We start from the raw sequence: 26,844 nt of genomic DNA, 5'->3' as shown, positions 1-26,844 counted from the left end.
AGACAACGCAGGCGAGCAAGGCGCCGTGCTCCCACACTCCCGGTCCCATTCAGCCATTCCTATTTCGTGGTCCTCACGCGCGGTGCGTGCCTCGAACAAGGGGAATGGGTGTGGGACTGGAACACGCGACGCTCCGAGGCCTCCTGCGGTACACGAACCGGCTGCTGAGCTGGCCGCTCGTGGCGGCCCTCTGGGTGGCGCCCGCTGCCCGGGCCGAGGCCCAGCAGCAGCAACCCCAGCAGCAGCAGCAACCTCCGGCGGGAGACATCTCCAATCTCGCCGAGAGCGCTTCCTCCAAGCATCAGCTGCCCTCCTCGCTGGACAGCGAGAACGAGGAGGCCGAGCCCGAGTTCACCATCGGGCCCACCGAGCCGGTGGCGCCCGGAGAGCGCCGCTGGGTGCGCAAGTTCGAGCTGGTGGACCTCAAGTCCTACTTCGCCGAGGGCGTGCTGGCGAAGGCGAAGGACGCCTATGACGGGGGCCGCTACCGCACCGCGCGCCAGTTGCTGGAGACGGAGGAGGCCACGCCGCCGGTGCGCTACCTCCGGGCGATGAGCGCGCTGCGCATGGGCCAGTGGGCCACGGCGGCCGAGGAGCTCTCGGCGCTGGCGGAGAGCCACCCGCCCCTGCGCGACTACTGTCACTTCGAGGCCGCGAGGGCCTACGAGCGGATGCGCAAGTGGACGGAGGCCGCCACCCACTATGGGGCCGTGTCTCCCGGCGCTCGGCGCTTCGAGGACGCGCGCTTCGGCATGGCGTCCATCCTCGAGAAGAAGAAGCGGGACTACGCCGGGGCCGTGGCGGCGCTCACGCCCATCGTCCAGTCGGACTCGCCCAAGCCGAACAATCCCCGGCAGGCCGAGGCGTGGCTGACCATCGCCCGGCTGGCGCGCTACCAGGCCGACTATAATGGTGAGCACCGGGCGCACCTCGCCGTCTGGGCGCTCCACCCCTTCTCCAGGCAGGTGCCCGCGGCCATCAAGGGCCTGCGGGACTTGCCCTACGTGCCCAAGTGGAAGGTGGCGCGCGCGGAGACGCTGCTCTCCCTGCACCACAACCGCGAGGCGCTGGACATGCTGGAGCGGATGCTCCCGAAGATGGAGCTGCCGGATCCGCTCGCCTGCCGCGCGCACTTCGCCTACGGCACGGCGCTGCGCAAGGAGCGCAAGCACTCGCTGGCCATCCGCGCGCTGCGGCCCGTGGTCGAGAATTGCCAGGACGAGGCGCTGCGCCCGCGCGCCCTCTACGTGCTGGGCTACTCGGAGTCGGTGGTGGAGCCGGACACCTCCATCTCCACGTACCTGAAGCTCGCGCAGGACTACCCGAAGCACGCGTACGCGGATGACGCGCTCTTCTACGCGGCGCACAAGGCGCTGGACCGGGGCAACAAGGCGGCGGCCATGGCCGCGCTGGACCAGCTCATCTCCCACCACCCGGACGGCAACTTCGCGGCCGAGGCCCTCTTCCAGCGCTTCTGGGTGTACCGCGCCGAGGGCCAGCAGGACGCGGCGCTCGAGTCCCTCTCCCGGATTGAAGAGCTCAAGGGCAAGGGCTCCACGCACGAGTCGGTGCAGCGGGCCCGCTACTGGCGCTCGCGCACGCTGCGGACGCTGGGCCGTGCCGAGGAGGCGAACGCGCTGATGGAGCGCGTGGCGGCCGAGGGAGCGGCCACGTGGTACGGGCTGATGGCGCGCTCGCGCCTGGCGGTGGAGGCTCCGGAGCGGGCCCGTGCCGTCAGCGAGCGGCTGCGCAGCCCCGCCAGCGCCATGACCGTGTGGCCCCTGGACGCGGGCAACCTCGCGGCGGATCCGCACTTCGTCACCGGCATCGAGCTGCTGAAGCTGGAGCACCGCGAGGCGGCCTCGGAGCTGCTGGCGGTGGATCGCAAGGGCCGCAGCGAGGAGTCCATCCGGCTGCTCTTCCACATCCTCCACGCCTCCGGCTACGAGCGCTACGCGCGCTCCATCGCCTGGTCGCTGCGCCGCGAGGGACTGGCCGCGCCCACCGAGGCCGAGACGCGCCTCATCTACGCGGCGGCCTATCCGCACGCCTTCCGCAACCTGGTGGTGCAGCACAGCCGGGCGGCGCGGGTGAATCCGGACCTGATGCAGGCCCTCATCCGCGAGGAGAGCGCCTTCAACCCGAACGCGCGCTCGCCCACGGGCGCGCTGGGACTGGCCCAGCTCATGCCGGCCACGGCCTTCGCGGTGGCGCGCCAGCTCAACGTGCCGCTGGCCACGCCCTCCGCGCTGCTCGATCCCCGGCAGAACATCCGCCTGGGCTCGGCGTACCTGGGCGGCCTGCAGCGCCGCTTCGCGGGCAACCCGGCCTACGCGGTGGCCAGCTACAACGCCGGCCCCGGCGCGGTGGACCGCTGGCTGTCGCGCTTCCCCGACGCCGAGCTGGACGAGTGGGTGGAGCAGATTCCCGTGGAGGAGACGCGCCACTACGTGAAGCGCGTGCTGGGCAGCGCCTCGGCCTACCAGTTGCTCTACGCGTCGGACAAGATGACCACGCTGGCCTTTGGGGAGCGCGGCTCCAATAATGCGGGCTCTCGCTGAGCCCCGCATGTCCCACGACGAGATCCACGAGTCCAACACCCAGTTGCACCGTTCCTGGTGTTTCTTCGCCAGGAACAGCATCGCCGGAGAAGTGCTCGACCTGCCCGAGGTGAGCATCGCGTCGAGCAACGTCTCCTGGTCGATGATGAACGCGGCCTTCCTCCCCGCCCCGGTGGAGACGGAGGAGGCCCTGGAGCGGGCGGCCGCCACCGCCGCCCGTCACCTGGCGCCCAAGGGACGGGGATGGATGCTCGCCCTCTGCGAGGACCGGGTGCCTCTCCGGCTGCGAGAGCGGGCCGGGGAGCGGCTCGCCCCCCATGGGTTGAAGCTGTCCATGGTGGCCACCGGCATGGTGGCCGAGCGCCTCGCCCCCGACATGCGGCCGCGGCCGGTGATGGAGATCCGCCAGGCCAGGGACTCCCGGGGGCGGTGCGACCTCGCCGACGTCAACTCGCGCAGCTACGACCTGCCGCTTCCCTCGGGGCGAGAGACCTTCGACGTACCGCGCCTCTTCGAGGGCGACGGCAAGGGCTTCGTCGGCTACCGCCACGGAGAGGCCGCCACCGGCGCGGCCGTCATCCGGGTGGACGGCGTGGCCTACATCTCGATGGTGGCCACCCTGCCCTCGCACCGGCAGCTCGGCTGTGCCGAGGCCGTCATGCGCCACGCGCTCGCCGAGGCGGAGCGCGAGTGGGGGATTCAACGCACGGTGCTGCACGCCACCCCGGCGGGCCTGCCCGTGTACCGCCGCATGGGCTACCGGCCCGTGACGCGCTTCCACTTCTACATGGCGGAGCCCGCGCGGAGCCGGTGAGCCGGAGCGTCAGCGGCTGGCGCGGGGCAGCGAGAGCGCGCCCTGCAATTCCCGCAGCTTCGATTGGATGATGCGGGCGTTGCCCGGCCCCATGCGCAGCAGGTGCTTCTGCGCGGCGCTGAGCTGCTCCAACTCCGGGGCCGCGTAGGCGTAGTTCACCCCCGGCGTGTCCACCACCTCCAGCTCGCCCTCGGGCACCGGTGTATCGAGCATCTTCTGGATGGCGTTGGAGAGCGTCTGGTCGAAGCGCTGACCGGGGCGGCTGATCTCCTGGTAGGCCGTGTCGATGAGCGGCTTGAGCGTCTGGTACGTCCGCACACTGGCCCGCGTGTCGAGCGAGCCGAAGACCCGCGACACCCCGTCATAGCGGGCGTAGCTCTCGGGGGCGATGAAGGTGCGGCCCTCGCGCTCGACGACCTGGAAGGTCCCGGTGGGAGCCATGAAGGAGAGCGCGGCGCGGGGGCTCTCGCCCTCGGCGATGTTGCCGGCGGCGGTGGTGAAGCGCCGGACGAGGTCCTCGGTGGAGGCGAGCCACTTCGCCAGCTCGGGGAGGGGAGACAACGGGCCCACGAGCTCACGCACGCGGGCATCGCTCTGGCCCAGCGGAGGCAGAGGCACCGTGGGGGTGGCGGGAGCCGCCGGCTGAGCGTCGGGCGTGGGGGCCGCGGCCACGGGCGGAGTCGCCGGCGAAGAGGCGGGCTCCGGAAGCTCCGGCTTGTCGCGCAGGGCGAACCAGAGGAGGCCCGCGCCCACCACGGCGAGGGCGGCCATGGCCAACACGATGGGTTTGCGCGAGGGACCGGGCGCCGGTGCGCCGGTGGGTGCCCCCTGGGGCTGCTGCGGTTCGCTCATGATTCCTCCAGGCTGGGTGTCACCGCGACGTACTGCTCCAACCGGGCGATGCCCAGCTTCTTCATCCGGCTCTGCAGGGTGGAGGGTTTGAGACCCAACAACGCCGCCGCGCCGCCCGGGCCGTAGATGCGGCCCTGCGTCAGCGTCAGCACACGCAGGATGTGCTGGCGCTGCACCTCCTCCAGCGTGGGCACCGCGCCTTCCATCAGCGGCGGCGCCTCCACGGCCGCCTTCGCCCCCGGCACGCGGAGGGGCAAGTCAAAGGCCTCGGCCCCCAGCTCCAGCTTGCGCGACAGGATGGTGGCACGCTCCAGCGCATTGGCCAGCTCGCGGATGTTGCCCGGCCAGTCGTACGCCGCCAGGCGGGCAATCCCATCCGCCGTCACCTTCACCCCGCGCCGTCCGGTGCGCCGGGCCTGCTCCTCCAGGAGGGAGGCGCACAACTGGGGCAGATCCTCCAGCCGCTCGCGCAGCGGAGGCAGCCGCAGCGGGAAGACGCTCAACCGGTAGTACAGGTCCTCCCGGAAGCGCCGCTGGGAGATGGCCTGCTGCAGGTCCACGTGCGTGGCCGCGAGAATCCGCACGTCCGCGCGCACCGTCTTGTCGCTCCCCACGGGCTCGAAGGTCTTCTCCTGCAGGGCACGCAACAGCTTGGCCTGCAGCTCCACGGGCAGCTCGCCCACCTCGTCCAGGAAGAGCGTGCCCCCGTGCGCCATCTGGAAGCGCCCGGCCCTGTCCCGCGTGGCGCCAGTGAAGGCCCCCTTCACGTGGCCGAACAGCTCGCTCTCCAGCAGGCCGGCGGGAATGGCCGCGCAGTTGAGCGTCACGAAGGGCGCCTCGGCCCGGGCGCTCCAGCGGTGCACCGCCCGCGCCAGCCGCTCCTTGCCCGTGCCCGTCTCGCCCAGCAGCAGCACCGGCGTCTCCGTCTCCGCCACCTGCCGCGCCCGCCGCGCCAGCTCCCGCACCGCCGCGCTGCGCGACGTCTCCAGCACCCCCACCTCGTCCCCGCCCAGCTGCGCCTCCAGCAAGCGCGCGTGCTCGTGCTCCCGCCGGTGCAGCCGCTCCAGGGTGCTCTTCTGCTGCGTCTCCTGCAGCGTGGTGGCCAGCATCTGCCCGTACACCTCCACCAGCTCCACCAGCGCCTGCGGGTACGTCTCGCACTCCGTCCGGTCCAACGTCAGCAGGCCGAAGCAGCTCTCCCCCGCGCACAGCGGCACCACCATGCACGAGTGCCCGGGCGGCAGGTCCAACACCCCGTCGAAGGGATCTCCATCTCCGTGCGAGTGGTCCTCGTCGGTGAAGGCGCGGGCCCGGCGCGTCTCCAACGCCTGGCGCAGCGTGGGGAAGTCCGTCAGCTTCAGCTCGTGGCGCCGCACCTTGTCCGAGGCCAGCGGCCCTCGCGCCGCCACCGCCACCAGCTTTCCTTCTCGCAGCAAGAAGAGCGTGGCCAGGTCGAAGCGCACCACCCGCGTGAGCCAGTCCAGGCCCCGGCGCAGCAGCTCCGCCACGGCCTCTTCCGAGGCCGCCAGCTCGACCAGGTCCCGGGCTTCCTGCCGAAATCCATTTCGCGTCACAGAAACGATGTCATCCGCCATGCGTCCTTGTAGATAACCGGGGCGCCACCGAAATGTCAGTGGCGCCGGGCACCGAAATTTCGGTATGCACCGGTCCGGCGGCGTCGTCCGGGGAGTGGGTAGGAGTCAACCCTTTGGAATCACAGGTGGAGTTTCCCTGGCACGGACGCTGCTCAGAGTAGTACGCGAAGAAACCCTGTCCGGTCTGCCAGCAGGCAGGCCTCAACCCCCAAGGAGTCGAATCACATGCTGACCGTTGGCGACAAGATCCCCGCGTTCAACCTCACCTCGGTGGTGAGCCTGGAGAAGGGCAAGGAGTTCAAGGAGATCAACCAGGACAGCTACAAGGGCAAGTGGCTGGTGCTCTTCTCCTGGCCGAAGGACTTCACCTTCATCTGCCCGACCGAGATCGCCGAGTTCGGCAAGCGCGACAAGGACTTCCAGGACCGCAACGCGCAGGTGCTGGGCCTGAGCACCGACAGCGAGTACGTGCACCACGCGTGGCGTACGCACCACCCGGACCTCAAGGGTCTGCCCTTCCCGATGCTGGCGGACATCAAGCGCGAGCTGAGCGCGGGCCTGGGCATCCTGCACAAGGACGCGGGCGTGGCGCTGCGCGCGACCTTCATCATCGACCCGCAGGGCATCATCCGGCACGTGTCGGTGAACGACCTGTCGGTGGGCCGTAACGTGTCCGAGACGCTCCGCACGCTGGACGCGTTCCAGACGGACGAGCTGTGCCCCTGCAACTGGCAGAAGGGCGAGGAGACCCTCACCAAGAAGCTGGCGAAGGCGGGGTAATACGTCATGGCGTCGCTCGAAGTCGTTCGTGGTGAGTTGACGGATGCCCACCGGGACACCCGGCTGAACCTCCAGTCGGTGCTGGAGAACAACAGCCTCACCCCCGAGCAGCGTTGGGGAGTGGCGGTGGGCAGCGCCTTCGCGGCTCGGAACGAGCGGCTGAAGGAGGCCGTGCTGCACGAGGCCCGTCAGGCGCTGGGCGAGAAGGCCGAGCCTGTCATCGAGGACGCGCGCGCCGCGGCCTCGCTGATGGGGATGAACAACGTCTACTACCGGTTCCGCCACATGGTGGGGAAGGAGTCCTACTCCACCAAGCGGGCCGGTCTGCGGATGAACCGGCTGGTGCAGGTCCTCACCAACAAGGTGGACTTCGAGCTCGTCTGCCTGGCGGTGAGCGCCATCAACGGCTGCGAGACGTGCGTCCAGTCCCACGAGAAGGTCGTCATCGAGGGCGGCCTCTCGGAGGACCAGGTGCACGACGCGGTCCGCATCGCCTCGGTCATCCACGCGGCGGCGGTGGGCCTCGAGTCGTAGACGTTCCGCTTCACGCTGACATCAGACACGCCCTCCGGTGGCAACACCGGGGGGCGCGTCACTTTGCGGGCCCACGCATCTCAATCTCAAACACACACGAAAGGAACGAACGCATGTACCGCAGCCCGAGCCCCCTCTCCGAACAGACCCGCTCCGCCGTCTCCGCCACCCTCAACGAGCGGCTGGCGGATGGTCTGGATCTCCACAGTCAAATCAAGGTCGCCCACTGGAACATCAAGGGCCCGCAGTTCGCGGCGCTCCACCCGCTCTTCGAGACGTTCGCGGTGAGCCTGGCGGCCCACAACGATTCGGTGGCCGAGCGCGCGGTGACGCTGGGCGGCAAGGCGTACGGCACCAGCCGGCACGTGGCGAAGACGAGCCGCCTGCCGGACTACCCGCAGGACACCTCGAGGGACCTGGAGCACGTGCGGCTGCTGGCCGACCGCATCGAGGCCTACCTGGCGGGCGCGCGCGACAGCCGCAAGGTGGCCGAGCAGCACCAGGACACGGACACGGTGGACCTGCTCACCGGCATCATCACCGAGTTCGAGAAGCACGCCTGGTTCCTGCGCGCCTCACTGGAGGGCTGATCCTGGAGGGCCGGGGCGTGACCGGCCTGGCCGTGCCGGGCTAACCTTCGCGTCGCGGTCCACGCGAGGAGCCTCGACATGTCAGGCCGGGATTCACCCCGTTCCCAGGCAGTGCCCCCCGAGGGACGGGAGGCACCAGGCCTCCACGCGGTGGGAGCGGCCGCCTCGAACAAGGGCGCTCCGGGCGGCGACAAGCGCTCCCTGAGCGACGCGGAGGTGTGGCTGCTGCGCGAGGTGTTCGGTGACGGGCTCGACTACAAGCCCGTGCGCCTGGTGCGGATGGCCCCCTTCATCGCGAGCATCAACGGCAGCCGGGCCTTCGTGCTGGGCAACACGCTCAACGTGCCCTCCCCCGACTACGACGCCATGTGGCGCGGGGACAAGGACAAGACGTGGCTGCTCGTCCACGAGTGCGTCCACGTCTGGCAGTACCAGCACCACGGAATCGGCTACGTGGCCGAGTCGCTGTGGGCACAGGGCTTCGGCGACGGCTACGACTACGTGAAGGCGCTGCGCGCGGGGAAGCCCTGGACGAAGATGAATCCCGAGCAGCAGGCCCAACTCATCCAGGACGCCTTCCATGGCGGGTACTTCGAGGTCCCCGGCGTGCGCTTCGGCGCGGTGGGTGGCAAGGGCGCGGTGCTGCGCCCCGAGGGGAAGGCCCCCGAGGGCTTCACCGACTACACCTCCGTGCTCGTCGCGGCCGTGGCGAAGCTCCGCGAGCCCGCCTGACGCCGCGCCATGAGCTCCGGGATTACTCCTGGGGCGCCTGGTCCGTCGGGCCCTCGTCGATGATCTCGACGTCCTCCTTCACCTCGTCCTGCTTCACATCGCCGGAGCCGCCGGTGGCCTCCTCACTGTCCTTGGTGGCCGGGGTCTTCGGCTCGTCCCCGCCGGGCTCCTCCGTGGTGTCCCACGTCTGCCCGTCGGGCGTCGTCACCTTGGAGTGCTGGCCGCTGTCTCCGGAGACCTCGCCGTCGTAGACGGTGGGAGCGCCCTCACGGTCCTCGCGCGCCCGCTCGTCGTAGGGCCGCCACACCGCTTCTTCGTTGGAGGACTCATCGGCCTCGTGCGCCTTCGACGTATTGGCACAACCCCCGAGGGCGAGCGCGAAGGTGGCGGCGGCCAGGATGGAAAGCTTCTTCACGGTGCATCTCCTTGTCCGAGTTGTTCCGGACAAGGTGGATGCCCTTCAGTGGGAGACAAGGAAGCGGGCAGTCACCCGGGAATGCGCCCGGACGGCCGCCCGCTTCACCTCACCTGGAGCTCAGCGCGTCTCACCCGCGACGGCCTGACCCCCGCCCAGCCCCATCTGCTGCAGCGTGAAGGCCCACAGGTCCGTGTACTCCTCGATGATCTTCCCGGTGGGCTTGCCCGCGCCGTGACCGGCCTTGGTCTCGATGCGGATGAGCACCGGGGCCTCACCGGCCTGCGCCGCCTGGGCGGCCGCGGTGAACTTGAAGCTGTGGCCCGGCACCACGCGGTCATCGTGGTCCGCGGTGTGGACGAGCATGGGCGGGTAGCGCGTGCCCGGCTTCAGGTTGTGCAGCGGCGAGTACGCGTAGAGCGCCTTGAACTCCTCCGGGTTCTCCGCGGAGCCGTAGTCGCTCGTCCACCCCCAGCCGATGGTGAACTTGTGGAAGCGCAGCATGTCCATCACGCCCACGCCCGGCAGGGCCACGCCGAACAGCTCCGGACGCTGCGTCACCGCCGCACCCACCAGCAGGCCACCGTTGGAGCGGCCGGTGATGGCCAGGCGCTGGGTGGCCGTGTACTTGTTGGCGATGAGCCACTCGGCCGCGGCGATGAAGTCGTCGAAGACGTTCTGCTTCTTCAGCTTCGTGCCGGCCAGGTGCCACTCACGGCCGTACTCGCCACCGCCGCGCAGGTTGGCCACGGCGAAGACGCCGCCCTGCTCCATCCACACCAGGTTGGCCACGCTGAAGCCCGGCGTCATCGGGGCGTTGAAGCCGCCGTAGCCGTAGAGCAGCGTCGGGTTCGTCCCATCCAGCTTCAGCCCCTTCTTGTGGCTGAGGAACATGGGGACGCGGGTGCCATCCTTGCTCGTGTAGAAGATCTGCGTCGTCTCGTACTGCGACGGATCGAACTTCACCTTCGGCGCCTTGAACACCTGGCTCTGACCGGCCTTCAGGTCATAGCGGTAGATGGTCGTGGGCGTGGTGTAGCTGGAGTAGGCGTAGAAGGTCTCCGTGTCCTGGCGCTTGCCACCGAAGCCGAAGGAGGAGCCCAGACCGGGCAGCGCCAGCTCGCCCTTGGCCTTGCCATCGAGCGAGTACAGCCGCACCTGCGAGTGCGCGTCCTTCATCACGCTGACGATGAACTGGTTGTTGACGATGTTGACGCCCGACAGCGTCTCCTCGCCCTGGGGGATGATCTCCTTCCAGTTCTTGCGCTCCGGCTTGCGCAGGTCGATGGCGATGATGCGGCCGCGCGGCGCCTCCAGGTCCGTCTTGAACCAGAAGAGCGTGCCGTCGTTGCCGACGTAGTCGTACTCCGCATCCCAGTCCTTGAGCAGCTCGACGACCTGGGCCTTGGGATCCTTCAGGTCCTTGTAGAGGATGAGGTTCTTCGGCTCGGAGCCGCGCCACACGTTGATGAGCAGGTAGCGGCCATCGTCGGAAACGGAGCCGCCGAAGCCCCACTCCTTCTGGTCCTTGCGGTCGTAGACGAGGACGTCCTCGGCCTGCGGCGTGCCCAGCTTGTGGAAATAGAGCTTCTGGAAATAGTTGGCGCCGCTCATGGCCTCGGCGGCCTTGGGCTCGTCATAGCGGCTGTAGAAGAAGCCCTTGCCGTCCTTCGTCCAGGACGAGCCGGAGAACTTCACCCACTTGATGATGTCCGGCAGATCCTTGCCCGTGCGCACGTCCCGCACGCGGATCTCCTTCCAGTCGCTGCCGGCGGCGGCCACGCCGTACGCCATCAGGTTGCCATCGTCGGTGATGTCGAGGCCCGAGAGGGCCACCGTGCCATCCGCGGACAGCGTGTTCGGATCGAGCAGGACGCGGGGATCGGCCGCGAGCGAGTCCGCCGTGTGGAGCACGGCCTGGGCCTGCAGGCCGTTGTTGCGGAAGAAGAAGTAGCGGCTGCCCTCACGCCAGGGAACGCTGTACTTCTCGTAGTCCCACAGCTCCGTCATCCGCTGCTTGAGCTGCGCGCGGAGGGGGATCTTCTCCAGATAGCCGAAGGCGAGCTGGTTCTGGGCCTCGATCCACTGGCGGGACTCGGGCGAGTCGGGGTTCTCCAGCCAGCGGTACGGATCGGCCACCTTGGTGCCGTGGTAGTCGTCGACCACGTCGTCCTTGCGCGCGGAGGGATAGCTCGGGCGCGAGGAGGCCTGGGAGGGAGCGCTCGCCGTGCTGGAAGCGGCGGGCGTGGTGGAGGGCTGAGACGCGCTGGGGGCCTGGGCCTCCAGCTGCGTCGGGGCATGGCTGCAGTGCGTGAGCCAGAGGGCGCACGCGGCGGCGGAGAATGCGCGGAGTTTCATGGTGGCGCGCGAACCTATCAGCCCGGGGGCGTATTTCCGAAACGGACGCGGAGTGACATGACTCGCCGCGTCGGAAGCGCCCCCGGGTGCACGCCGTCACTGAAAAACTACCAGACCTTCACGCGCTTCTCGGGAGGCAGGTACGCGCCGTCACCCTCCTTCACACCGAAGGCGGAGTAGAACTCGGGCATGTTGCGCACCACGCCGTTCACCCGGTACTCGCCGGGCGAGTGCGTATCCGTGAGGAGCTGCTGCCGCAGGGCATCGTCGCGGTGCAGCGTGCGCCACACCTGGCCCCAGCCGAGGAAGAAGCGCTGGTCCCCGGTGAAGCCCTCGATGGCCGGAGCCTCCTGGCCGCCCAGCGACAGCTTGTAGGCCTTGAAGGCCACGGTGAGGCCGCTCAGGTCACCGATGTTCTCGCCCAGCGTCAGCTTGCCGTTGACGTTCATGCCCTGCAGCGGGGTGAAGGCGGAGTACTGGTCCGCCAGCATGCCGGTGCGCTGCTGGAAGGCAGCCTTGTCCTGCGCGGTCCACCAGTCACGCAGGTTGCCGTCACCGTCGGAGCGGCTGCCCTGGTCGTCGAAGCCGTGGCTGATCTCATGGCCAATGACGGCTCCGATGGCGCCGTAGTTGACGGCGTCATCCGCCTCGGGATTGAAGAAGGGAGGCTGGAGGATGGCGGCCGGGAAGACGATCTCGTTCATCGTCGAGCTGTAGTAGGCGTTCACCGTCTGCGGCGTCATGCCCCACTCGAGCCGGTCGATGGGCTTGCCCAGCTTGTCGAGGTTGCGGCGGATCTCGAACCCGGTGGCGCGCTTCACGTTGCCCACCAGGTCGTCCTTGCTGACGGAGATCGCGGAGTAGTCCCGCCACTTCTCCGGGTAGCCGATCTTCACGTTGAATTTGGTCAGCTTGGCCTTGGCCTGGGTCTTCGTGTCCGGGCCCATCCACTCGAGCTGGTCGATGCCCTGCTCGAAGGCCACCCGCAGGTTCTTCACCAGCTCCTGCATGCGGGCCTTGCTGGCGGGGCTGAAGTGGCGATCCACGTAGAGCTTGCCGAGCACCTCGCCCAGCGCGCCGTCCACCGTTTCCACGCCGCGCTTCCAGCGGGGGCGGTTCTCCTGGAGGCCCTGGAGCGTCTTGCCGCGGAAGACGAACTCGGCCTGCTCGAACTGGGAGCTGAGCAGGGGCGCCATGTCGTCGAGCAGCTTGAAGGTGAGGTACTGCTTGAGCGTGGGCAGCGGCGTCTGGGCGAGCACCGCGGCCATGGCCTGGAAGTAGTCCGGCTGGCGGATGATGACACCCGGCGTCTTCTCCGCCCCCAGGGCCTTGAGATAGCGCGACCAGGAGAAGCCAGGGGTGAGCTGCTCCAGCTCGGCCACGCTCTTGAGGTTGTAGGTGGCCTCGCGATCACGGTTGCGCACGCGGTCCCAGTGCTTCTCCGCGAGCGACGTCTCGAGCGCCAGGATGGCCTTGGCCGCGCCGGCCGGGTCCTTCTCCCCCGCCAGACCCAGGAGCGTCTCGATGTACGTGAGGTACGCGGCGCGCGTCTCGGCGAAGCGCGGCTCCTGCTTGAAGTAGTAGTCGCGATCCGGCAGGCCCAGGCCGCTCTGGTTCGCATAGGTGATGTAGCGCGTGGTCTGCTTCGCGTCCTGGCCCACGAACACGGAGATCGGCGTCTGCACGCCCATGTGCGCGAAGGCGGCGAACAGCTCGGCCAGCCCCTGCTTGTCCTGGAGCGCGGCGATGCGCTCGAGGTCCCCGCGCACCGGCTGGATGCCGAGCGCCTCGATGCGATCGGTGTCCATGAAGCTCTGGTACAGGTCACCGACCTTCTGTGGATCCGTCCCGGGCTTCTTGCCCTGGGTGGCGGCGGCCTCCTCGATGATGACGCGCAGGGCGGCCTCGCTCTTGTCGCGCAGCTCGATGAAGGAGCCGTAACGGGCCTTGTCGGCGGGCATTACCGCCGTCTTCAGCCACGTGCCGTTGACGTAGCGGAAGAAGTCATCCTGCGGGCGCACACTGGGGTCGAAGTTCTTGGTGTCGACGCCGAGGGTCCGGGGCGTGGAGGCCTGGACGGCCGTTTCCGGCTGGGTGTTGCGCGAGGTGGCCGTGCATCCCAGGAGGAGGCAGGCCCCGAGCGTGGGAGCCCAGGAAAGGCGGAGGGGCTTCTTGCTGTTCATGCGTTCTCGCTGTGCTGTGTCGGGTGAGACGAAGGCAGGTAACCCCGGGAGCGGCTGGGAATTCCCATGGCTGCCCGGTTGCCCCCTTCGGGGGGCGCATGCTGCCCGAGCCGCGCGTGAGTCGTCCACCCGCCCCTGGTGCAACGCCTTCGACACAGGGCGTCGTGACGAGAATGAGCCGCGACAGCGCACACAATCCGTGCGAAGAGCGGCCGGCAGGGAGGGTGTGACGCGATGCGCTTCGATCGACTTCTGTCCAGCGAGGCTCCGCCCGCGACGTTGCTCATCCGGGTGATGGTGGGGGCTGTCTTCCTGTCCGAAGGCATCCAGAAGTTTCTCTACCCGGGGGAATTGGGAGTGGGCCGCTTCACGAAGATCGGCCTGCCCGCGCCCGAGGTGCTGGCGCCCTTCGTCGGGGTGGTGGAGATCATCGGGGGCACGCTGCTGCTGCTCGGCTTGTTGACGCGGCTGGCGGCGGTGCCGCTGATCATCAACATGCTGGTGGCCATCGCCAGCACGAAGGTGCCCATCCTGATGAGCCGCGGCTTCTGGAGCATGGCACACGAGTCCCGGACGGACTTCTCCATGCTGCTCGGCTCGATCTTCCTGCTGCTCGTCGGAGCGGGGCCGTGGTCGGTGGACGCGCGGCTGTCGGCGGAAGCGGAGCGGCGCAAGTGAGCGAGCCGGGGGCGCTGCGGGAGCTGGCGCTGCTCTTCCTGCGGCTGGGAACGACGGCCTTCGGCGGCCCGGCGGCCCACATCGCACTGATGGAGGACGAGGTCGTCCGGCGCCGGAAGTGGCTCACGCGCGAGGAGTTCCTGGATCTGCTCGGAGCCGCCAACCTCATTCCCGGGCCGAACTCGACCGAGCTGGCCATCCACATCGGGCACCGGCGGGCGGGCTGGAGCGGGCTGGTGGTGGCGGGCACGTGCTTCATCCTGCCGGCGTTCCTCATCGTGTTGGCCATCGGCTGGGTTTACACGCGCTACGGACAGCTCCCACGAGTGGGGCATGTCCTGTATGGCGTGAAGCCCGTCATCATCGCCGTGGTGCTGCAGGCCATCTGGGGACTGACGCGCGGGGCGGCGAAGACGAGGCTGCTGGCGGCGGTGGGCGTGGCTTGCGTGGCCCTGGCCTTCCTGGGAGTGAACGAGCTGCTCCTGCTGCTGCTCGCGGGCGGCTTCGTGACGCTGTGGCGGTGGGTGGCCCGGCGGCGCGAGGGCGGAGGCACTGCGCCCCCGGCGGTGAGGGCGCTCCTCCCGGGCCTGCCACTGGGCGGAGTGGTGGCGGCGACAACGGCTCCGGGCTTCAGCCTTGGTGGCCTCTTCCTCTTCTTCCTGAAGGTGGGCTCCATCCTCTACGGCAGCGGCTACGTGCTTCTGGCCTTCCTGCGCGCGGACCTGGTGGAGCGCTGGGGCTGGCTCACCGAGGCGCAATTGCTGGACGCGGTGGCGGTGGGCCAGGTGACGCCAGGGCCCGTCTTCACCACGGCGACCTTCATCGGCTACGTGCTGGGAGGCACCTCGGGCGCGGTGGTGGCCACGGTGGGCATCTTCCTGCCGGCGTTCTTCTTCGTCGCGGTGAGTGGACCGCTGGTTCCCCGCATGCGCCGCTCGTGGGTGGCGGGCGCCTTCCTCGATGGCGTCAACATGGCCTCCCTGTCACTGATGGCCACCGTTACCTGGCAGCTCGGGCGCGCGACCCTGGTGGACGTGTGGACGGTGGGCCTCGCGATTGTCAGTGCCGTGCTGCTGATTCGTTACCGCGTCAACTCCGCGTGGCTCGTACTGGGTGGCGCGCTGGTGGGGCTGCTGGTGGGCTTCCAAGCCATCGGAACAAAGTCCGTTCAGGGGTGAGTGAGTCCGCCTTCCGGGCGCGCTCTTCACGAACTTGTCCAACTGTTGGACAAGTCTGGCGAGACCGTGCCCGGAGGGGTCCCTCCTGCTTTCGAGCTGAGGACAGACCCCTGAACGGACTTACTTCGGCTGGCTTAGGACCATCCTGCTCATCTCGGCTTGAAGGGCTGGTTGGTGCGCATGGCTCCGAGGACGAGCTCCCGGAAGAAGCGCGCTCCCTCATCGGCATGCGTGCGCTCATGCCAGAGGAGGTGCATCTGAAAAGGCGGTGGGGCCACGGGCAGCTCGACAATCCGCAGGGGCAGGTGTTGAGCGAGCGCCTCCGCCACGAGGCGCGGTAGGCCCGCGATCAGGTCGGTGGTCGCGGCGGCCATCGCCGCGGCGGCGAAGCCAGGCACGATCAGCGAGACGGATCGCCGCAGGCCGTTCCGCTGGAGGAACCCCTCGATGAAGCGGTGCCCCACTCCTGGCCCCTCGATGGAGAGCCAGATGTCCACGTGCCCCAGTTCATTGAAGGCCTGCTTCGACAGCCGCTTGCCCACCTTGGGGTGATCCCGGCGGACCACCATCACCGCTTCGTCGCGATACAGCTCCGCCGCATGCAATCCCGGCCCGGCGGCCTCGATTGGAGCAATGACGGCATCCACCTGCCCGCTGGCGAGTCCGTCCGTGGCCTCGAGCTGGTCGATGCTGACGATCCGCAGCGTCGCACGCGGCATCCGCGCCGAGAAGGCCGCGGCGATCCGGGGGACCCTCGCGAGCTGGTCATTGTCCGAGCACGCCAGCGCGAACATCCGGTCGGTCTGGGCGGGCACGAAGGGGGCGGCGGCTCCTTCCAGCGCCCCCTGCAATTCCTCGAGCGCGGCGCGAAGGCGCGGAGCCAGCTCGATGGCCTTGCGTGTGGGCACCAGGCCGCGCCCATGGCGGACCAGCAGGGGATCTCCCAGCAACCCGCGCAGCCGTCCGAGCGCATTGCTCACGGCCGAGGACGTCACGTGCAGCGACGCCGCGGCCTTCGCCACGCTCTTCTCCTCGAGCACCGTGTGCAGCACGAGGAGCAGGTTCAGGTCGAGGGAGGATAGGTTCATATCGGTGTACGATATGATCACGAATCATCACTGCAACTGAATCAAGGTCTCCGTATAGGAAGCTGGAAACGGAGGCCGAGAGACATGCGCAAAGTGCTGATCGTGGGGGGAGGCATCGCGGGACCCGTTCTGGGAATGTGGCTCAAACGGCTGGGGATGGAGGTCTCCATCGCCGAGGCCCGGCCGACGGCCGCAGTGGGAGAAGGCGCCTTCCTGGGTGTCGCCCCAAACGGGATGAATGCCCTGGAGCCACTGGGAGTTGCCGGCGCCGTGGCCACTGCGGGAACGCCGTGTGAAGCGTTCCAATTCATCAACCGGAAGGGGGATTCCATCGGAGTCATCGATCGCAGCGGGGATGCGAGCGCGTTCGGCAGACCCCTGACGATGATCCGTCGTGGGCAGCTGAACGCCATCCTCGCGGAGGAGGCCGCCCGGCAGGGCGTGGAGATCCGGTGGGGTCAGCGGCTCATGGGGGTGGACGAGTCCCACCCGAGCCACGTCATTGCCCGCTTCGAGGATGGCTCCGAGTCGTCAGCGGACATCCTCATCGGCTGTGATGGACTGCGCTCCCGGGTGCGATCGCTGATCCTCCCAGAGGCCCCGGCCCCGAGCTTCACGGGGCTCCTCGATTACGGAGGCTTCGCCCAGGGCATCCAGGTGCCCGTGCCGCCGGGCATCAATCTCATGCTCTTCGGGCGGCGGGCGTTCTTCGGCACCTTCGTCACGCCGTCGGGGGAGATCTGGTGGTTCCACAACGGAGCACCCGGGAGCTCGGACCCGGAGGCACTCCGAAAGAGCCCGGACCCCACCCGGGAGCGCGAGCGGCTCCTGGAGCTGCATCGGGAGGATCCTCCGTGGGTCAGTGATGTGATTCGCGCCACGCCACGGCTTCTGGGGCCCTGGCCCATTTACGATCTTCACGCGATGCCGCGTTGGCACTCGGGCCGGGTCTGCCTGCTGGGAGACGCCGCGCATGCGATGTCCCCGAGTGCGGGACAGGGCGCGGCCCTCGCCATGGAGGATGCGCTGGTGCTGGCCCGATGCCTGCGAGACATCGACGCCCCGTCGAAGGCCTTCGCCGCCTTCGAGAAGGCCCGTCGTCCCCGGGTGGATGCCATCTTCCGCGCCGCGCGCAGGAATGGGAGCGGCAAGGCAGTGAATAGCGCGCTGTCGGAGTGGTTCCGGGATCGGATGCTGCCCTTCTTCCTGCGGCTCGGTGCCTCCGGCCAGTCGAAGATGTACTCGTACCGCCTGGAGTGGGACCAACCGCGCGCGTGAGCGGCCATGGTCCGTGAAAAGCCGGGTTGCTTGACCAGGGAGAGAGGGGTTGTTTCACTCCTCGGGCCATGGAAACGAAAAAGGTTCGTCTGACCAAGGAGAAGGAGACGTACCTCGCCACGCTGTACGGCAAGGCCCTGGACGCCGCGGTCGAGAATCCCATCCTCGGCGACCGATTCGCCGCGGATGCGGTCGCACGCATCGACTACGACTTCAAGGAGTTGAAGCTGCCGAAAGGGGGCGAGATCTCCCTGCCGATACGGGCCCGGCACTTCGACCAGTGGACGCGAGCGTTCCTCGCCGCCAACCCCGAGTCGACGGTCCTGCACCTCGGCTGCGGCCTCGACACCCGCGTGTATCGAATCAACCCGGGGCCCCAGGTCCGTTGGTTCGACGTCGACTTCCCCGACGTCATCGCCCTGCGCGAGCAGCTCTATCCCGAGCGCGACGGCTATCACCGGATTGGCTCATCGGTGACGGAGCTCTCCTGGCTCGACGCCATCCCAGGAGACACGCCGGTGATCGTCATCGCCGAGGGCCTGATGATGTACCTGCACGAGAAGGACGGGACGTCGTTGTTCCGGCGGATCACCGAGCAGTTCCCGAGCGGGCAGATCGCCTTCGACGGCTACAGCGGGGCCATGGTGCGCATGGTTTCCCGCCTCGCGACGGTGCGTGGCGCGAAGGTCGAGCTCGTCTGGGGAATCGATGATCCGCACGACCTCGAGAAGCAGGTCCCGAAACTTCACCTCGCCGAGGACATCAGGTTCCTGACAATGCCCGACTTGGTCAGCCGGCTGACCAGGAACAGGTTCTCCGGAGCAATGGCTGGGGCCCTGGGCCGACTGCCGTTCTATCGGAACCTGGTCCGGCACCTGCGTTACGAGTTCTAGGGCAGCAAGCCTCGCCGCCGATCCCCTCCTGGCTATCGGGCCTGGGTCTCCATCAATCGATGGCATCACCCGGGCAATCGATGGCATCACCCGGGCAATCGATGGCATCACCCGGGCAATCGATGGCATCATCCAGGATATCCGCGGCACGATTGATGCGCTGGTCGTTCCACAGCAAGTCCGCGGAACACAGTCCCGACGTGGTGCACCGGAAGACGTAACTCCCGCCACAGCCCACGCAGACTTCCCTCACCTCTACCTGGCCTGTGTCATACGCCGAGGGACGGCACCGGACCCGGGTCCGTTGGATCCTCATGCCTCCACCACAGCGCTCACACGAGCGGCGGCGGCGTGTGGCTCGGGCCGCCCCACAACCCAGGCACCAGTAGACGGTGTAACCCCTCCTCCGTCTCCCCCACGGCCGCCAGCGCCCGGCCTCCCGGCGCTCCCAGGTGGGAAGCAGCCTCGAGCGCCCCAGGCCACAAGCGGAGCAACGCATGGGCCGTTTCCGCCACGCGAAGAAGCGACGGACGAGATACCAGCTCCTCACGCACAGCTGGCTGGCCAGCACGAAGGCCGACACGCCCAGCGCCGCCCAGAGCAAGGAGGAGACCGCCGGAGAGGACAGGGTAAAGCGAGCCTTCGACTCGGGTGCGGAGAGATCAGGACCCTTCACCACGACCTCGGGCGAGCTCAGAGGCCGCGCGATGTCCTCCAGGGACCAAGGACCCAACAGGCACGCGAGCGCCAGCCCGTACGCACGAAGCCTTCGACGCCGAAACCTCAGGGGCACCTCCTGGCAACGGGACGCGCCGCAAGGGTGGATACAGCGGCGACACGGAGGAACCACCCCCATCGCCGGCGAGGAGACAAGCCCCAGCCCATCGGCCGGGCCCGCGTCCACCCCATGCGACCGCCCGTACCCTCAGCGGCTCGGATGGCCTCAGCCGTTCGCCACCGTGGCACTCGCGCCGAAGCCTCGCGCCACGCGCGTCCTGTCCTCCCGGTAGCGCCGCAACAGCCACTGGCCCGCGGGCCTCGCCACCACCGACGCGCGCAGCTCGGCGAGCGCCTTCGGCACCTCCTCCGCCGGCCGCAGCGCGTACGGCGAGCCCTCGGCCGCCACCAGCGGGCTGAAGAGCGACGCCGCGGTGATGTCCGCGATCGACAACGACTCGCCCACCAGGTAGCGCGACGGGTCTCCCTGCGTCTCCCGCTCCAGCCTGTCCAACCCCTCCAGCAACTTCACCCGCGACTCCTCCACCTTGTCGGGCGTCAGCGCGTACTGGCGCCGGATGGCCGTCTTGATGACGGGCAACAGCACCGTGCCCACCAGCCGCAGCGGCAACGGGAACGCGCCGAACATGAGCGGCTTGATATCCGCTCCACTGGCGAAGAGCGTCGCGTACACCCAGCGGCGCACGTGCTTGCCGGCCATCTCGTCGAAGTACGTCTCCAGCTCGAGCACCCGCTCGCGCTCGGGCCCACCGGCAGGAATCAGCGCCGGAGCCGACGCATGGGCCCGCTCCAGGTGCAGGGCGATGTCCGTGGAGTCCGTGACCACCGTGCCCCGGTCCACCAGCACGGGCACCGTGCCCCGGCCCCCCTTCGTCAGGCGCTTCGTCACGAAGCGATGCGGGCCGGGAATCAGGTTCTCGATGACGTAGGGAATCCCCTTCGCGTCGAGGTTCCAGCGGGTCTTCTCGCAGTAGTGCGAGATGGGGAACTGGTACAGCGTGAGCTCGGGTCGGGCCATGGGCGGGGAGCATGCCGCCTCCCGGGCCCGCGGGTACAGCGGGGCTTGCGCGACGGAGCCCCCCTCGGAGGAGAATGCCCCCTCATGAGAATCCGCGCCTGCCTCGCCCTCCTCGTCCTCGCCACCGCTTGCGGCCGGGAGCCGCCGACCCAGGAGGAGATCGACGACGCGAAGACGCGGGTGGACCTCACCATCCACGCGGCCAACCAGGCCCGCCTCGCGCTCGAGCTGCTCGGACTCCTCCCCGTCTACACCTGCGGCGAGCCGCGGCGCACCTTCGTGGGCCAGGCCGCCGATGGCATCCACGCCAAGGTGGCCTGTGTCACCGCCTCCGCCGAGGCCCGGGACGAGTCCACGGACGCGGTGGTGCTCTCCTTCGCGGAGGGCGGCTGCTCGGTGAACGGGCACACCGTGTCGGGACGGAGCGCCTTCGTCTACCACGGTGGAGAGGACCGGATGGACCTCACCGCCGACCTCAACGGGCTGACGGTGGACGGCAAGGTGCTCCAGGCCACGGTGGGCTACGGCACCTGCGGCGACGAGACGCGCTTCTGGACCACGGCCGCGGGCGCTCTGCCGGGCCGGCCCGGCAACACCTACCGCGTGGACGGGCGGGTGGGCATTCGCGAGGGTGCCCCCCTCTTCGGCGGTACCTCGCTCGTGTTCGACGGGCCGGGCGAGGTCTCCGGGCCGCTGGGCACGGACCGCGTCACCTTCACCGCCCTGGAGTACGAGGTGGGCGAGTTCCTGCCCAAGAAGGGCCAGGCCCTCATCGAGACGGCCCGGGGACACCGGGTACAGGTGGACTTCAGCGAGGTGCTGTGGCGGGTGGGCAAGGTGGAGGTGGAGATCGACGGCAAGGCGCCGGTGACGGTCCCCATCGTCCGCTGAGCCGCGCCCGAGGTAGACTGGGCGGCATGACCGCCCCCGATTCCCGCCCCGCCCCTGGCCTGCTCGCCCGCGCCCTCAAGAAGGTCGGGCAGCTCACCAGCCCGGAAACCCGCTCGGGCAAGGTCTTCACCAAGGCCGAGCGGGGTCTCACCCAGGTGGCCGCCCGCCTCGCCGAGAGCCCCACCTTCCTGCGCGTCAGCGGCGGGCTCATGCGCCGCGGCTTCACCCTGCAGATCCGCCGCACTTCACTCATGGAGAAGACGCTGCACTCGCTGCGTGTGCCCACCTCCTCCGAGGTGGACTCCCTGCGAGATCAACTGCGCCGCATGGGGGACCAGGTCGAAGCCCTCGGCTCGCAGCTCGAGCACGTCGTGGAGCTGCTGGAGCGCCAGGAGCAGCCTCCGGCCGCCAGTGCCTCCACCACCAACACCGTCTCCCCCACCCTCACCCCGCCGCCCGAGCCCGAGCCCGTTCCCCGCCGCCGCCGGTCCGGCCAGGCCCGGTAGGACACCCGCCATGGCCGCCCGCCTTCTTCTCCCTGGAGCCCTCCCGTGAATCGGCCCGCCCAAGCCTTCCAGCGGATCCGCTCGTTCGTCTCGTCGCAGGTGGACGTCTCGCGTTCGCTCGCGCAGGCCCTGCAGGACCGCTCCATCAATCCGTACCCGTACCTCAAGCCCATTTTCGAGAAGGCCGCCGGGGTCCGCGAGCCGCCCATCAGCCCCACGCCGCACTCGGTGGTGTACACGCGCGGCAGCATGCGCCTGTTGCGCTACGCCTCGACCCGGCGCCGCTACCGCACGCCCATCCTCTTCGTCTACTCGCTCATCAACCGCTGGTACATCCTCGACTTCCTGCCCGGCCGCAGCCTCATCGAGTACCTCACCCGCCAGGGCTATGACGTCTACGCCATCGACTGGGGTATCGCCGGGCAGGAGGAGCAGCACCTCTCCTGGAGCGAGCTGCTCGGCGGCCACATCCGCACCGCCGTGCGCTGGACGCAGCGAGTGAGCGGCAGCGACGACGTGACGCTCTACGGCTACTGCATGGGCGGCACCATGGCGCTCGCCTATACCGCGCTCTACCCCGAGGGCGTGCGCAACCTGGTGGTGCAGGCCACCCCGGTGGACTTCAGCAAGGGCGGCGTCTACTCGCTGTGGACGCAGCCACAGCACTTCGACGTGGACTCGCTGGTGGACGCCTACGGCAACGTGCCCACCTACGTGCTGGAGAGCGGCTTCTTCATGGCCGGCCCCGTCCAGCGCATCACCAAGTGGCTCGACCTGTGCCGGCAGATCGACGACCCGGCCTTCGTCACCACCTTCCTCGCGCTGGAGCGTTGGGGCTCCGACGCCGTGCCCTTCCCGGGCGAGGTGTACCGGCAGTACATGCGCGACTGCTACCAGCAGAACCTCTTCTGCCAGAACCGCATGGAGGTGGGCGGCGAGCGGGTGGACCTGAGCCGCATCTACTGCCCCGTGCTCAACATCATCGCGGAGCACGACAACATCGCCCCGCCGGCCATGAGCGAGCCGCTGCCAGGCCTGGTGGGCACGAAGGACTGCGAGACGATGCACTTCCCGGTGGGCCACATCGGCCTGTCGGCCTCCAGCAAGTCGCCGGTGAAGGTGTGGCCGCGCATCGACGGCTGGATGAGTCAGCGCTCGCGGCCCATGGAGGGAGGGGAATGAACGAAGCACAGGTGCGAGAGATCCATGTGCGGTCGCGAGAGGGCGCGGTGCGGCTGCGCGACGGGCGCAGGCTGGCCTACGTCGAGTCCGGGAACATGGAGGGCACGCCGGTCATCTTCATGCACGGCAACCCGGGCTCGCGTTTCATGCGGCACCCGGATGACGAGCTCACCGCCAGCCTGGGCATCCGGCTCATCACCCCGGACCGTCCGGGCTACGGGCACTCGGACTTCAAGAAGGGCCGCACGCTGCTGGACATGCCGGCGGACATCGAGCAACTGGCCAACGAGCTGGGGCTGGGCCGCTTCGCGGTGATGGGCGTGTCCGCGGGAGGCCCCTACGTGGCGGCCTGCGCGTACCGCCTGGGCGAGCGGCTGTTGGGCGCGGCCATCGTCTCCGGCTCGGCGCCCTTCAACCGCAGCGATGCCATGGCGGGCGTCAACCGGGACTACCGCGCGGCCTACAGCATGGCCATGTGGCCGGGCTGGCTGCTGGATCCGGTGATGCGCCTGCACGACCGGAGCGTCCGCCGCAGGCCCGACTCCGCCCTGGTCGCGCTGATGAAGGAGTGCTCGGCGGATGACCGGGCCGTGCTGTCGGACCCCGCCATCTCCCAACAGGTGAAGGGCTTCCGCTTCGAGGCCTCGCGCCAGGGCGTGCAGGGGATGATTCAAGAGGCCCGGCTGCTCACCTCGCCGTGGGGCTTCCCGCTGGAGGACATCCGCATCCCGGTGCACCTCTGGTACTGGGAGGGAGACTCCATCGTGCCGCTGCAGATGGGGCGCTACCTGCACGCGCGCATCCCCCACACCGTGCCCCACTTCCTGCCGGGCGGAGGACACTTCTCCCTCTACTCGAACTGGAAGGACATCCTCACCACGCTGGTGAGGACCTGACGGGAGCGGGGCCCCGGCTCCGCTTCTCCCGTGAGCCGGGACGCGTTCTCCGCTAGCGTCCCGGGCGTGAGCGACGACACTTCCCTGCCCGCGTTCCGCACCGTGCCGCGCACGGGCGTCATCTACGTCACCACCGAGGCCACGCGCCGCGGCTACCGTGGCGGAGACCCCGACTGGTGCAACCTCGGCCAGGGTCAGCCCGAGACGGGTGAGCTGCCCGGCGCCCCGCCCCGCATCGGCAGCGTCACCGTGGACGTGAACGACCTGGAGTACGCCCCCGTGGCCGGCCTCTGGGAAGTGCGCGAGGCCATCGCCTCCCTCTACAACCGGCTCTACCGGCGCGGCCTCCCCAGCCAGTACTCCGCCGAGAACGTCTCCCTCTCCGGCGGCGGCCGGGCCGCCCTCACCCGCGCGGCGGCCAGCCTCGGCACCGTCAACCTCGGCCACTTCCTCCCGGACTACACCGCCTACGAGGAGCTGCTGGACGTCTTCAAGGCCTTCACCTCCATCCCCATCCTCCTCGAGGGCGAGCGCGGCTATGCCTTCACCCATGAAGATCTGCGCCGGGAGATCCAGGGCCGTGGCCTCTCCGCCCTGCTCTTCTCCAACCCCTGCAACCCCACCGGCAAGCTGGTGCAGGGCGAGGAGCTGGCGCGCTGGGTGGGCGTCGCCCGCGAGCAGGAGTGCACCCTGCTCATCGACGAGTTCTACTCGCACTACCTCTGGACGGGCCGCCCCGGACAGCTTCCCCTGGAGAGCGCCGCCCGCTACGTGGAGGACGTCAACAAGGACCCCGTCGTCCTCTTCGACGGCTTCACCAAGAACTGGCGCTACCCGGGCTGGCGCATGACGTGGACCCTGGGTCCGCGCCAGGTCATCGACGCCGTCTCCAGCGCGGGCAGCTTCCTCGACGGTGGTGGCAGCCGGCCCCTCCAGCGCGCGGCCATTCCCCTGCTGGACGAGCAGTTGGTGGTGAAGGAGACGCTCGCCATCCACCAGCACTTCCGCGAGAAGCGCGACCGCTTCCACTCGCGCCTGGAGCGGCTGGGCATCCGTACGGACCGCCCGCCGGATGGCACCTTCTACGTCTGGGGCAACGTGGCCGGACTGCCCGCGCCTCTCAATGATGGCATGGGCTTCTTCCGCGCCGCGTTGGACGAGAAGATCATCACCGTGCCCGGGGAATTCTTCGACGTGAACCCCGGCAAGCGGCGCGCCCGCCCCTCGCGCTTCCGCAGCTACGTGCGCCTGTCCTTCGGCCCCTCCATGGAGGTGCTGGACAAGGCCCTGAGCCGCCTGGAGGCCCTGGTCCTCCGCCACACCAGCAGCTGATTCCCTCACAAATCCCTCCACGGAAACTCCATACAAGATGGGTGGACTGAAGTGCACACACCGTGCGCCAGCCACCCATCACTCCCAATGTCTGGAGCATCCGTATGAGCATGATGAGGTGGAACGAGGATGAGGCTCGCCGACTGATCCTTGGACAGATGGTGTCGTTGATCGACGGGATGAGGACGCAGGCCATCCGCACCAGCACGGGCAAGTTCCGCAAGCGCGAGCCCATCTCCGTCTTCCGGCCCCAGACGCTCCAGGAGCTCATGGCCCAGGTGGAAGTGGAGTTGGAGAAGCTCGTCGCCGACCACGGCCAGCTCCGCGACTTCGCCGAGTCCATGCGCGTCCTGCTCCGGCGGATGCCCGACGCCAGCCTCCTGGAGATGTACGACGCGGTGATGGATGCCTCGGAGCAGTGGCTGGGCGATGTGGCGGTCGAGGACGCCGATGGGTCCCGCACCGACGCGCAGCACCCCACCCAGCTCGAGGAAGTCTCCCTCCTCATCGACGACCTGCGCCGCGAGCGCCGCAAGCCCACCCGCCGCGAGAAGCTGGCCGTCCACATGGCCCACGAGGCGCTCGCCAACGGGGCCCGCCTGCAGTTGCCCTACAAGCCCCTGCCCATCCCCGGCTTCGGCGACACGCAGACGTACATGTCCGTCACCGATCCGGGCGAGGGCCACCTCGCCGGCACCACCACCCGCGAGGACTGGATGCGCGGCGTGCTCGTCCACGTGGAGCACCTGGAGCGCGGTCACCAGGGCCGCGAGTCCGTGGAGTCCTACCGCATTCCCCGCATCCTCAACGTGGCCAAGGTGCGGCTGCACGTGGCGGGCCGCGCGCCGGTGACCAGCTTCATCGGCCGGCCCATGTTCGACAGCGGCAAGTTCCACCTGGACCTATGGAAGACCGTGCAGACCATGTCCGGCACCTGCACCGCCATGTTCCAGATGGGCGTGGCCGAGTGCAAGGTCGCCATGGATCGCATGACGGCCTCGCAGATCATCGAGTTCATGCGCTGCCTGCGCAGCAACATCCTGCGTGACTCGCGCACCCAGCTCCTGTCCGCCGCCATCAACCTCAACACGCCCCTGGTGGATGACCGCGATGGAGGCTCGCGCATCGTGGTGGACCGCAAGGAGATCGGCCTGCTGGGCATCGAGCTCGTCAAGGCGGGCGGCTTCGACAAGGTCACCTGGGACGGCGCCGCTGACACCTACCCCAGCCTCCCGGTGATGGAGCAGCTCACCCACGCCGAGGCGCTCGAGCTCGTCCACCGCGCCCACGAACGCGGGCTGCGCACCTACTTCTCCGCGGGCTTCCGCTTCCCCCACATCCCCCTGGCCGTCTACACCGGCGTGGACGGCGTGGGCATCGGCGGCGCTCAAATCCTGCGGTACATGGACTCGCAGACGGGCTTCCACGGCCCCTTCCAGCCAGAGAACATCTCCCGCATCCTCGCCATCCGCGACGAGGCCGCGCGCAGCCCCCTGGGACGCGCCGCCGCCCTCCTGGCCCGGCTCGACTGGCTGCACTCCCAGCGCCGCCTCGATGACCGCCAGGAAGAGCTCCGCGCGGAACTCTACGAGGCCCTCTCCCGCCAACAGGTGGACTCGGTCCTCCAGGGCCTCGAGTCCCAGCCCCAGACCGCCATCGCCTGAGCGGCCCCTGTTCCTCCCCTGAAGACCCCGAGGCACCCGCCGGGCCCGGTTCCGCTGAACTTGTCCAACAGTTGGACAAGTTCGGGAA

The 26,844-nt window shown here is 69.0% G+C and carries 24 protein-coding genes; 16 read left to right on the top strand and 8 right to left on the bottom strand.

The window, feature by feature from the left end; translation table 11 throughout:
* Positions 1-110 precede the first annotated feature (110 nt).
* Positions 111-2,561 carry a transglycosylase SLT domain-containing protein gene (locus tag BO221_RS41905; protein WP_158080006.1) on the top strand — a complete coding sequence of 817 codons (2,451 nt, stop codon included), beginning with the start codon at positions 111-113 and terminating at the stop codon, positions 2,559-2,561.
* Between the two features lie 7 nt (positions 2,562-2,568).
* The gene (locus BO221_RS41900; protein WP_073566518.1) at positions 2,569-3,375 is read left to right on the top strand and encodes a GNAT family N-acetyltransferase; all 807 of its coding nucleotides are present in this window, start codon (positions 2,569-2,571) and stop codon (positions 3,373-3,375) included.
* A gap of 9 nt (positions 3,376-3,384) precedes the next feature.
* Here the strand turns inward: BO221_RS41900 and BO221_RS41895 are convergent, their stop codons facing one another.
* On the bottom strand, positions 3,385-4,227 hold the full coding sequence (locus tag BO221_RS41895) for a DUF3014 domain-containing protein (protein WP_073566517.1): 843 nt from the start codon (positions 4,225-4,227) through the stop codon (positions 3,385-3,387).
* Positions 4,224-5,822: a sigma 54-interacting transcriptional regulator gene (locus BO221_RS41890; protein WP_073566516.1), complete on the bottom strand. Its 1,599-nt coding sequence runs from the start codon at positions 5,820-5,822 to the stop codon at positions 4,224-4,226. Before BO221_RS41890 ends, BO221_RS41895 begins: the two co-directional genes overlap by 4 nt.
* A 225-nt stretch (positions 5,823-6,047) precedes the next feature.
* Between BO221_RS41890 and BO221_RS41885 the strand changes: the two genes are divergently transcribed.
* The 4 genes from BO221_RS41885 (at position 6,048) to BO221_RS41870 (ending at position 8,458) form a co-directional block, all read left to right on the top strand.
* Positions 6,048-6,602: a peroxiredoxin gene (locus BO221_RS41885; protein WP_073566515.1), complete on the top strand. Its 555-nt coding sequence runs from the start codon at positions 6,048-6,050 to the stop codon at positions 6,600-6,602.
* Between the two features lie 6 nt (positions 6,603-6,608).
* Positions 6,609-7,136 carry a carboxymuconolactone decarboxylase family protein gene (locus BO221_RS41880; RefSeq protein WP_073566514.1) on the top strand — a complete coding sequence of 176 codons (528 nt, stop codon included), beginning with the start codon at positions 6,609-6,611 and terminating at the stop codon, positions 7,134-7,136.
* Positions 7,137-7,219: 83 nt separating this feature from the next.
* Entirely contained in the window at positions 7,220-7,726 is a 507-nt protein-coding gene (gene dps, locus BO221_RS41875; RefSeq protein WP_255408526.1) for a DNA starvation/stationary phase protection protein Dps, read from the top strand.
* A 78-nt stretch (positions 7,727-7,804) separates the two neighbouring features.
* Complete coding sequence (locus BO221_RS41870; protein WP_143195996.1) at positions 7,805-8,458, top strand: hypothetical protein; 654 nt, start codon at positions 7,805-7,807, stop codon at positions 8,456-8,458.
* A gap of 22 nt (positions 8,459-8,480) precedes the next feature.
* On the opposite strand, the gene BO221_RS41865 is transcribed toward BO221_RS41870, so the two are convergent.
* The 3 genes from BO221_RS41865 to BO221_RS41855 all read right to left on the bottom strand — a co-directional run bounded on the left by BO221_RS41865 (position 8,481) and on the right by BO221_RS41855 (position 13,414).
* Positions 8,481-8,873, bottom strand: coding sequence for a hypothetical protein (locus BO221_RS41865; protein WP_073566511.1), 393 nt, complete (start codon positions 8,871-8,873; stop codon positions 8,481-8,483).
* 120 nt (positions 8,874-8,993) lie between these two features.
* Positions 8,994-11,231 carry a prolyl oligopeptidase family protein gene (locus BO221_RS41860; protein WP_073566510.1) on the bottom strand — a complete coding sequence of 746 codons (2,238 nt, stop codon included), beginning with the start codon at positions 11,229-11,231 and terminating at the stop codon, positions 8,994-8,996.
* Between the two features lie 107 nt (positions 11,232-11,338).
* A complete protein-coding gene (locus BO221_RS41855; protein ID WP_073566509.1) occupies positions 11,339-13,414 on the bottom strand; it encodes a M13 family metallopeptidase in 2,076 nt (691 codons plus the stop codon).
* 234 nt (positions 13,415-13,648) lie between these two features.
* Here BO221_RS41855 and BO221_RS41850 point away from each other — a divergent pair, with 234 nt between their 5' ends.
* Together BO221_RS41850 and chrA are read left to right on the top strand one after the other, a co-directional pair.
* Entirely contained in the window at positions 13,649-14,092 is a 444-nt protein-coding gene (locus tag BO221_RS41850; RefSeq protein WP_073566508.1) for a DoxX family protein, read from the top strand.
* Positions 14,089-15,270: a chromate efflux transporter gene (gene chrA, locus BO221_RS41845; RefSeq protein ID WP_083682273.1), complete on the top strand. Its 1,182-nt coding sequence runs from the start codon at positions 14,089-14,091 to the stop codon at positions 15,268-15,270. The genes BO221_RS41850 and chrA overlap by 4 nt, the downstream gene beginning before the upstream one ends.
* Before the next feature lie 149 nt (positions 15,271-15,419).
* Here chrA and BO221_RS41840 read toward each other — a convergent pair whose 3' ends face one another.
* Positions 15,420-16,358 carry a LysR family transcriptional regulator gene (locus BO221_RS41840; RefSeq protein ID WP_073566506.1) on the bottom strand — a complete coding sequence of 313 codons (939 nt, stop codon included), beginning with the start codon at positions 16,356-16,358 and terminating at the stop codon, positions 15,420-15,422.
* A gap of 84 nt (positions 16,359-16,442) precedes the next feature.
* On the opposite strand from BO221_RS41840, the gene BO221_RS41835 reads away from it, so the two are divergent.
* Together BO221_RS41835 and BO221_RS41830 are read left to right on the top strand one after the other, a co-directional pair.
* Complete coding sequence (locus BO221_RS41835) at positions 16,443-17,636, top strand: NAD(P)/FAD-dependent oxidoreductase (RefSeq protein WP_073566505.1); 1,194 nt, start codon at positions 16,443-16,445, stop codon at positions 17,634-17,636.
* Between the two features lie 68 nt (positions 17,637-17,704).
* Positions 17,705-18,529: a class I SAM-dependent methyltransferase gene (locus tag BO221_RS41830; RefSeq protein WP_073566504.1), complete on the top strand. Its 825-nt coding sequence runs from the start codon at positions 17,705-17,707 to the stop codon at positions 18,527-18,529.
* A gap of 52 nt (positions 18,530-18,581) precedes the next feature.
* Here BO221_RS41830 and BO221_RS41825 read toward each other — a convergent pair whose 3' ends face one another.
* Both BO221_RS41825 and BO221_RS41820 read right to left on the bottom strand, forming a co-directional pair.
* Positions 18,582-18,845, bottom strand: a complete 264-nt coding sequence (locus BO221_RS41825; RefSeq protein WP_143195995.1) for a hypothetical protein — start codon at positions 18,843-18,845, stop codon at positions 18,582-18,584.
* Between the two features lie 627 nt (positions 18,846-19,472).
* Positions 19,473-20,285: a glutathione S-transferase family protein gene (locus BO221_RS41820; RefSeq protein ID WP_073566502.1), complete on the bottom strand. Its 813-nt coding sequence runs from the start codon at positions 20,283-20,285 to the stop codon at positions 19,473-19,475.
* 84 nt (positions 20,286-20,369) lie between these two features.
* On the opposite strand from BO221_RS41820, the gene BO221_RS41815 reads away from it, so the two are divergent.
* The 6 genes from BO221_RS41815 (at position 20,370) to BO221_RS41790 (ending at position 26,756) form a co-directional block, all read left to right on the top strand.
* Complete coding sequence (locus BO221_RS41815) at positions 20,370-21,176, top strand: hypothetical protein (RefSeq protein WP_073566501.1); 807 nt, start codon at positions 20,370-20,372, stop codon at positions 21,174-21,176.
* 26 nt (positions 21,177-21,202) lie between these two features.
* The gene (locus BO221_RS41810; RefSeq protein WP_073566500.1) at positions 21,203-21,682 is read left to right on the top strand and encodes a hypothetical protein; all 480 of its coding nucleotides are present in this window, start codon (positions 21,203-21,205) and stop codon (positions 21,680-21,682) included.
* A gap of 45 nt (positions 21,683-21,727) precedes the next feature.
* Entirely contained in the window at positions 21,728-22,864 is a 1,137-nt protein-coding gene (locus tag BO221_RS41805) for an alpha/beta fold hydrolase (RefSeq protein WP_073566499.1), read from the top strand.
* The gene (locus tag BO221_RS41800; RefSeq protein WP_073566498.1) at positions 22,861-23,760 is read left to right on the top strand and encodes an alpha/beta fold hydrolase; all 900 of its coding nucleotides are present in this window, start codon (positions 22,861-22,863) and stop codon (positions 23,758-23,760) included. The genes BO221_RS41805 and BO221_RS41800 overlap by 4 nt, the downstream gene beginning before the upstream one ends.
* 66 nt (positions 23,761-23,826) lie before the next feature.
* Positions 23,827-25,092: a pyridoxal phosphate-dependent aminotransferase gene (locus tag BO221_RS41795; protein WP_073566497.1), complete on the top strand. Its 1,266-nt coding sequence runs from the start codon at positions 23,827-23,829 to the stop codon at positions 25,090-25,092.
* A 104-nt stretch (positions 25,093-25,196) separates the two neighbouring features.
* Positions 25,197-26,756: a hypothetical protein gene (locus tag BO221_RS41790; RefSeq protein WP_073566496.1), complete on the top strand. Its 1,560-nt coding sequence runs from the start codon at positions 25,197-25,199 to the stop codon at positions 26,754-26,756.
* The last annotated feature ends 88 nt before the right edge of the window (positions 26,757-26,844 follow it).

The sequence above is a fragment of the Archangium sp. Cb G35 genome (genome assembly GCF_001896145.1).
Taxonomy (GTDB): domain Bacteria; phylum Myxococcota; class Myxococcia; order Myxococcales; family Myxococcaceae; genus Archangium; species Archangium violaceum.
Note: the sequence above shows the minus strand (reverse complement) of the source record. Positions and strands in the feature narration are given on the sequence as shown.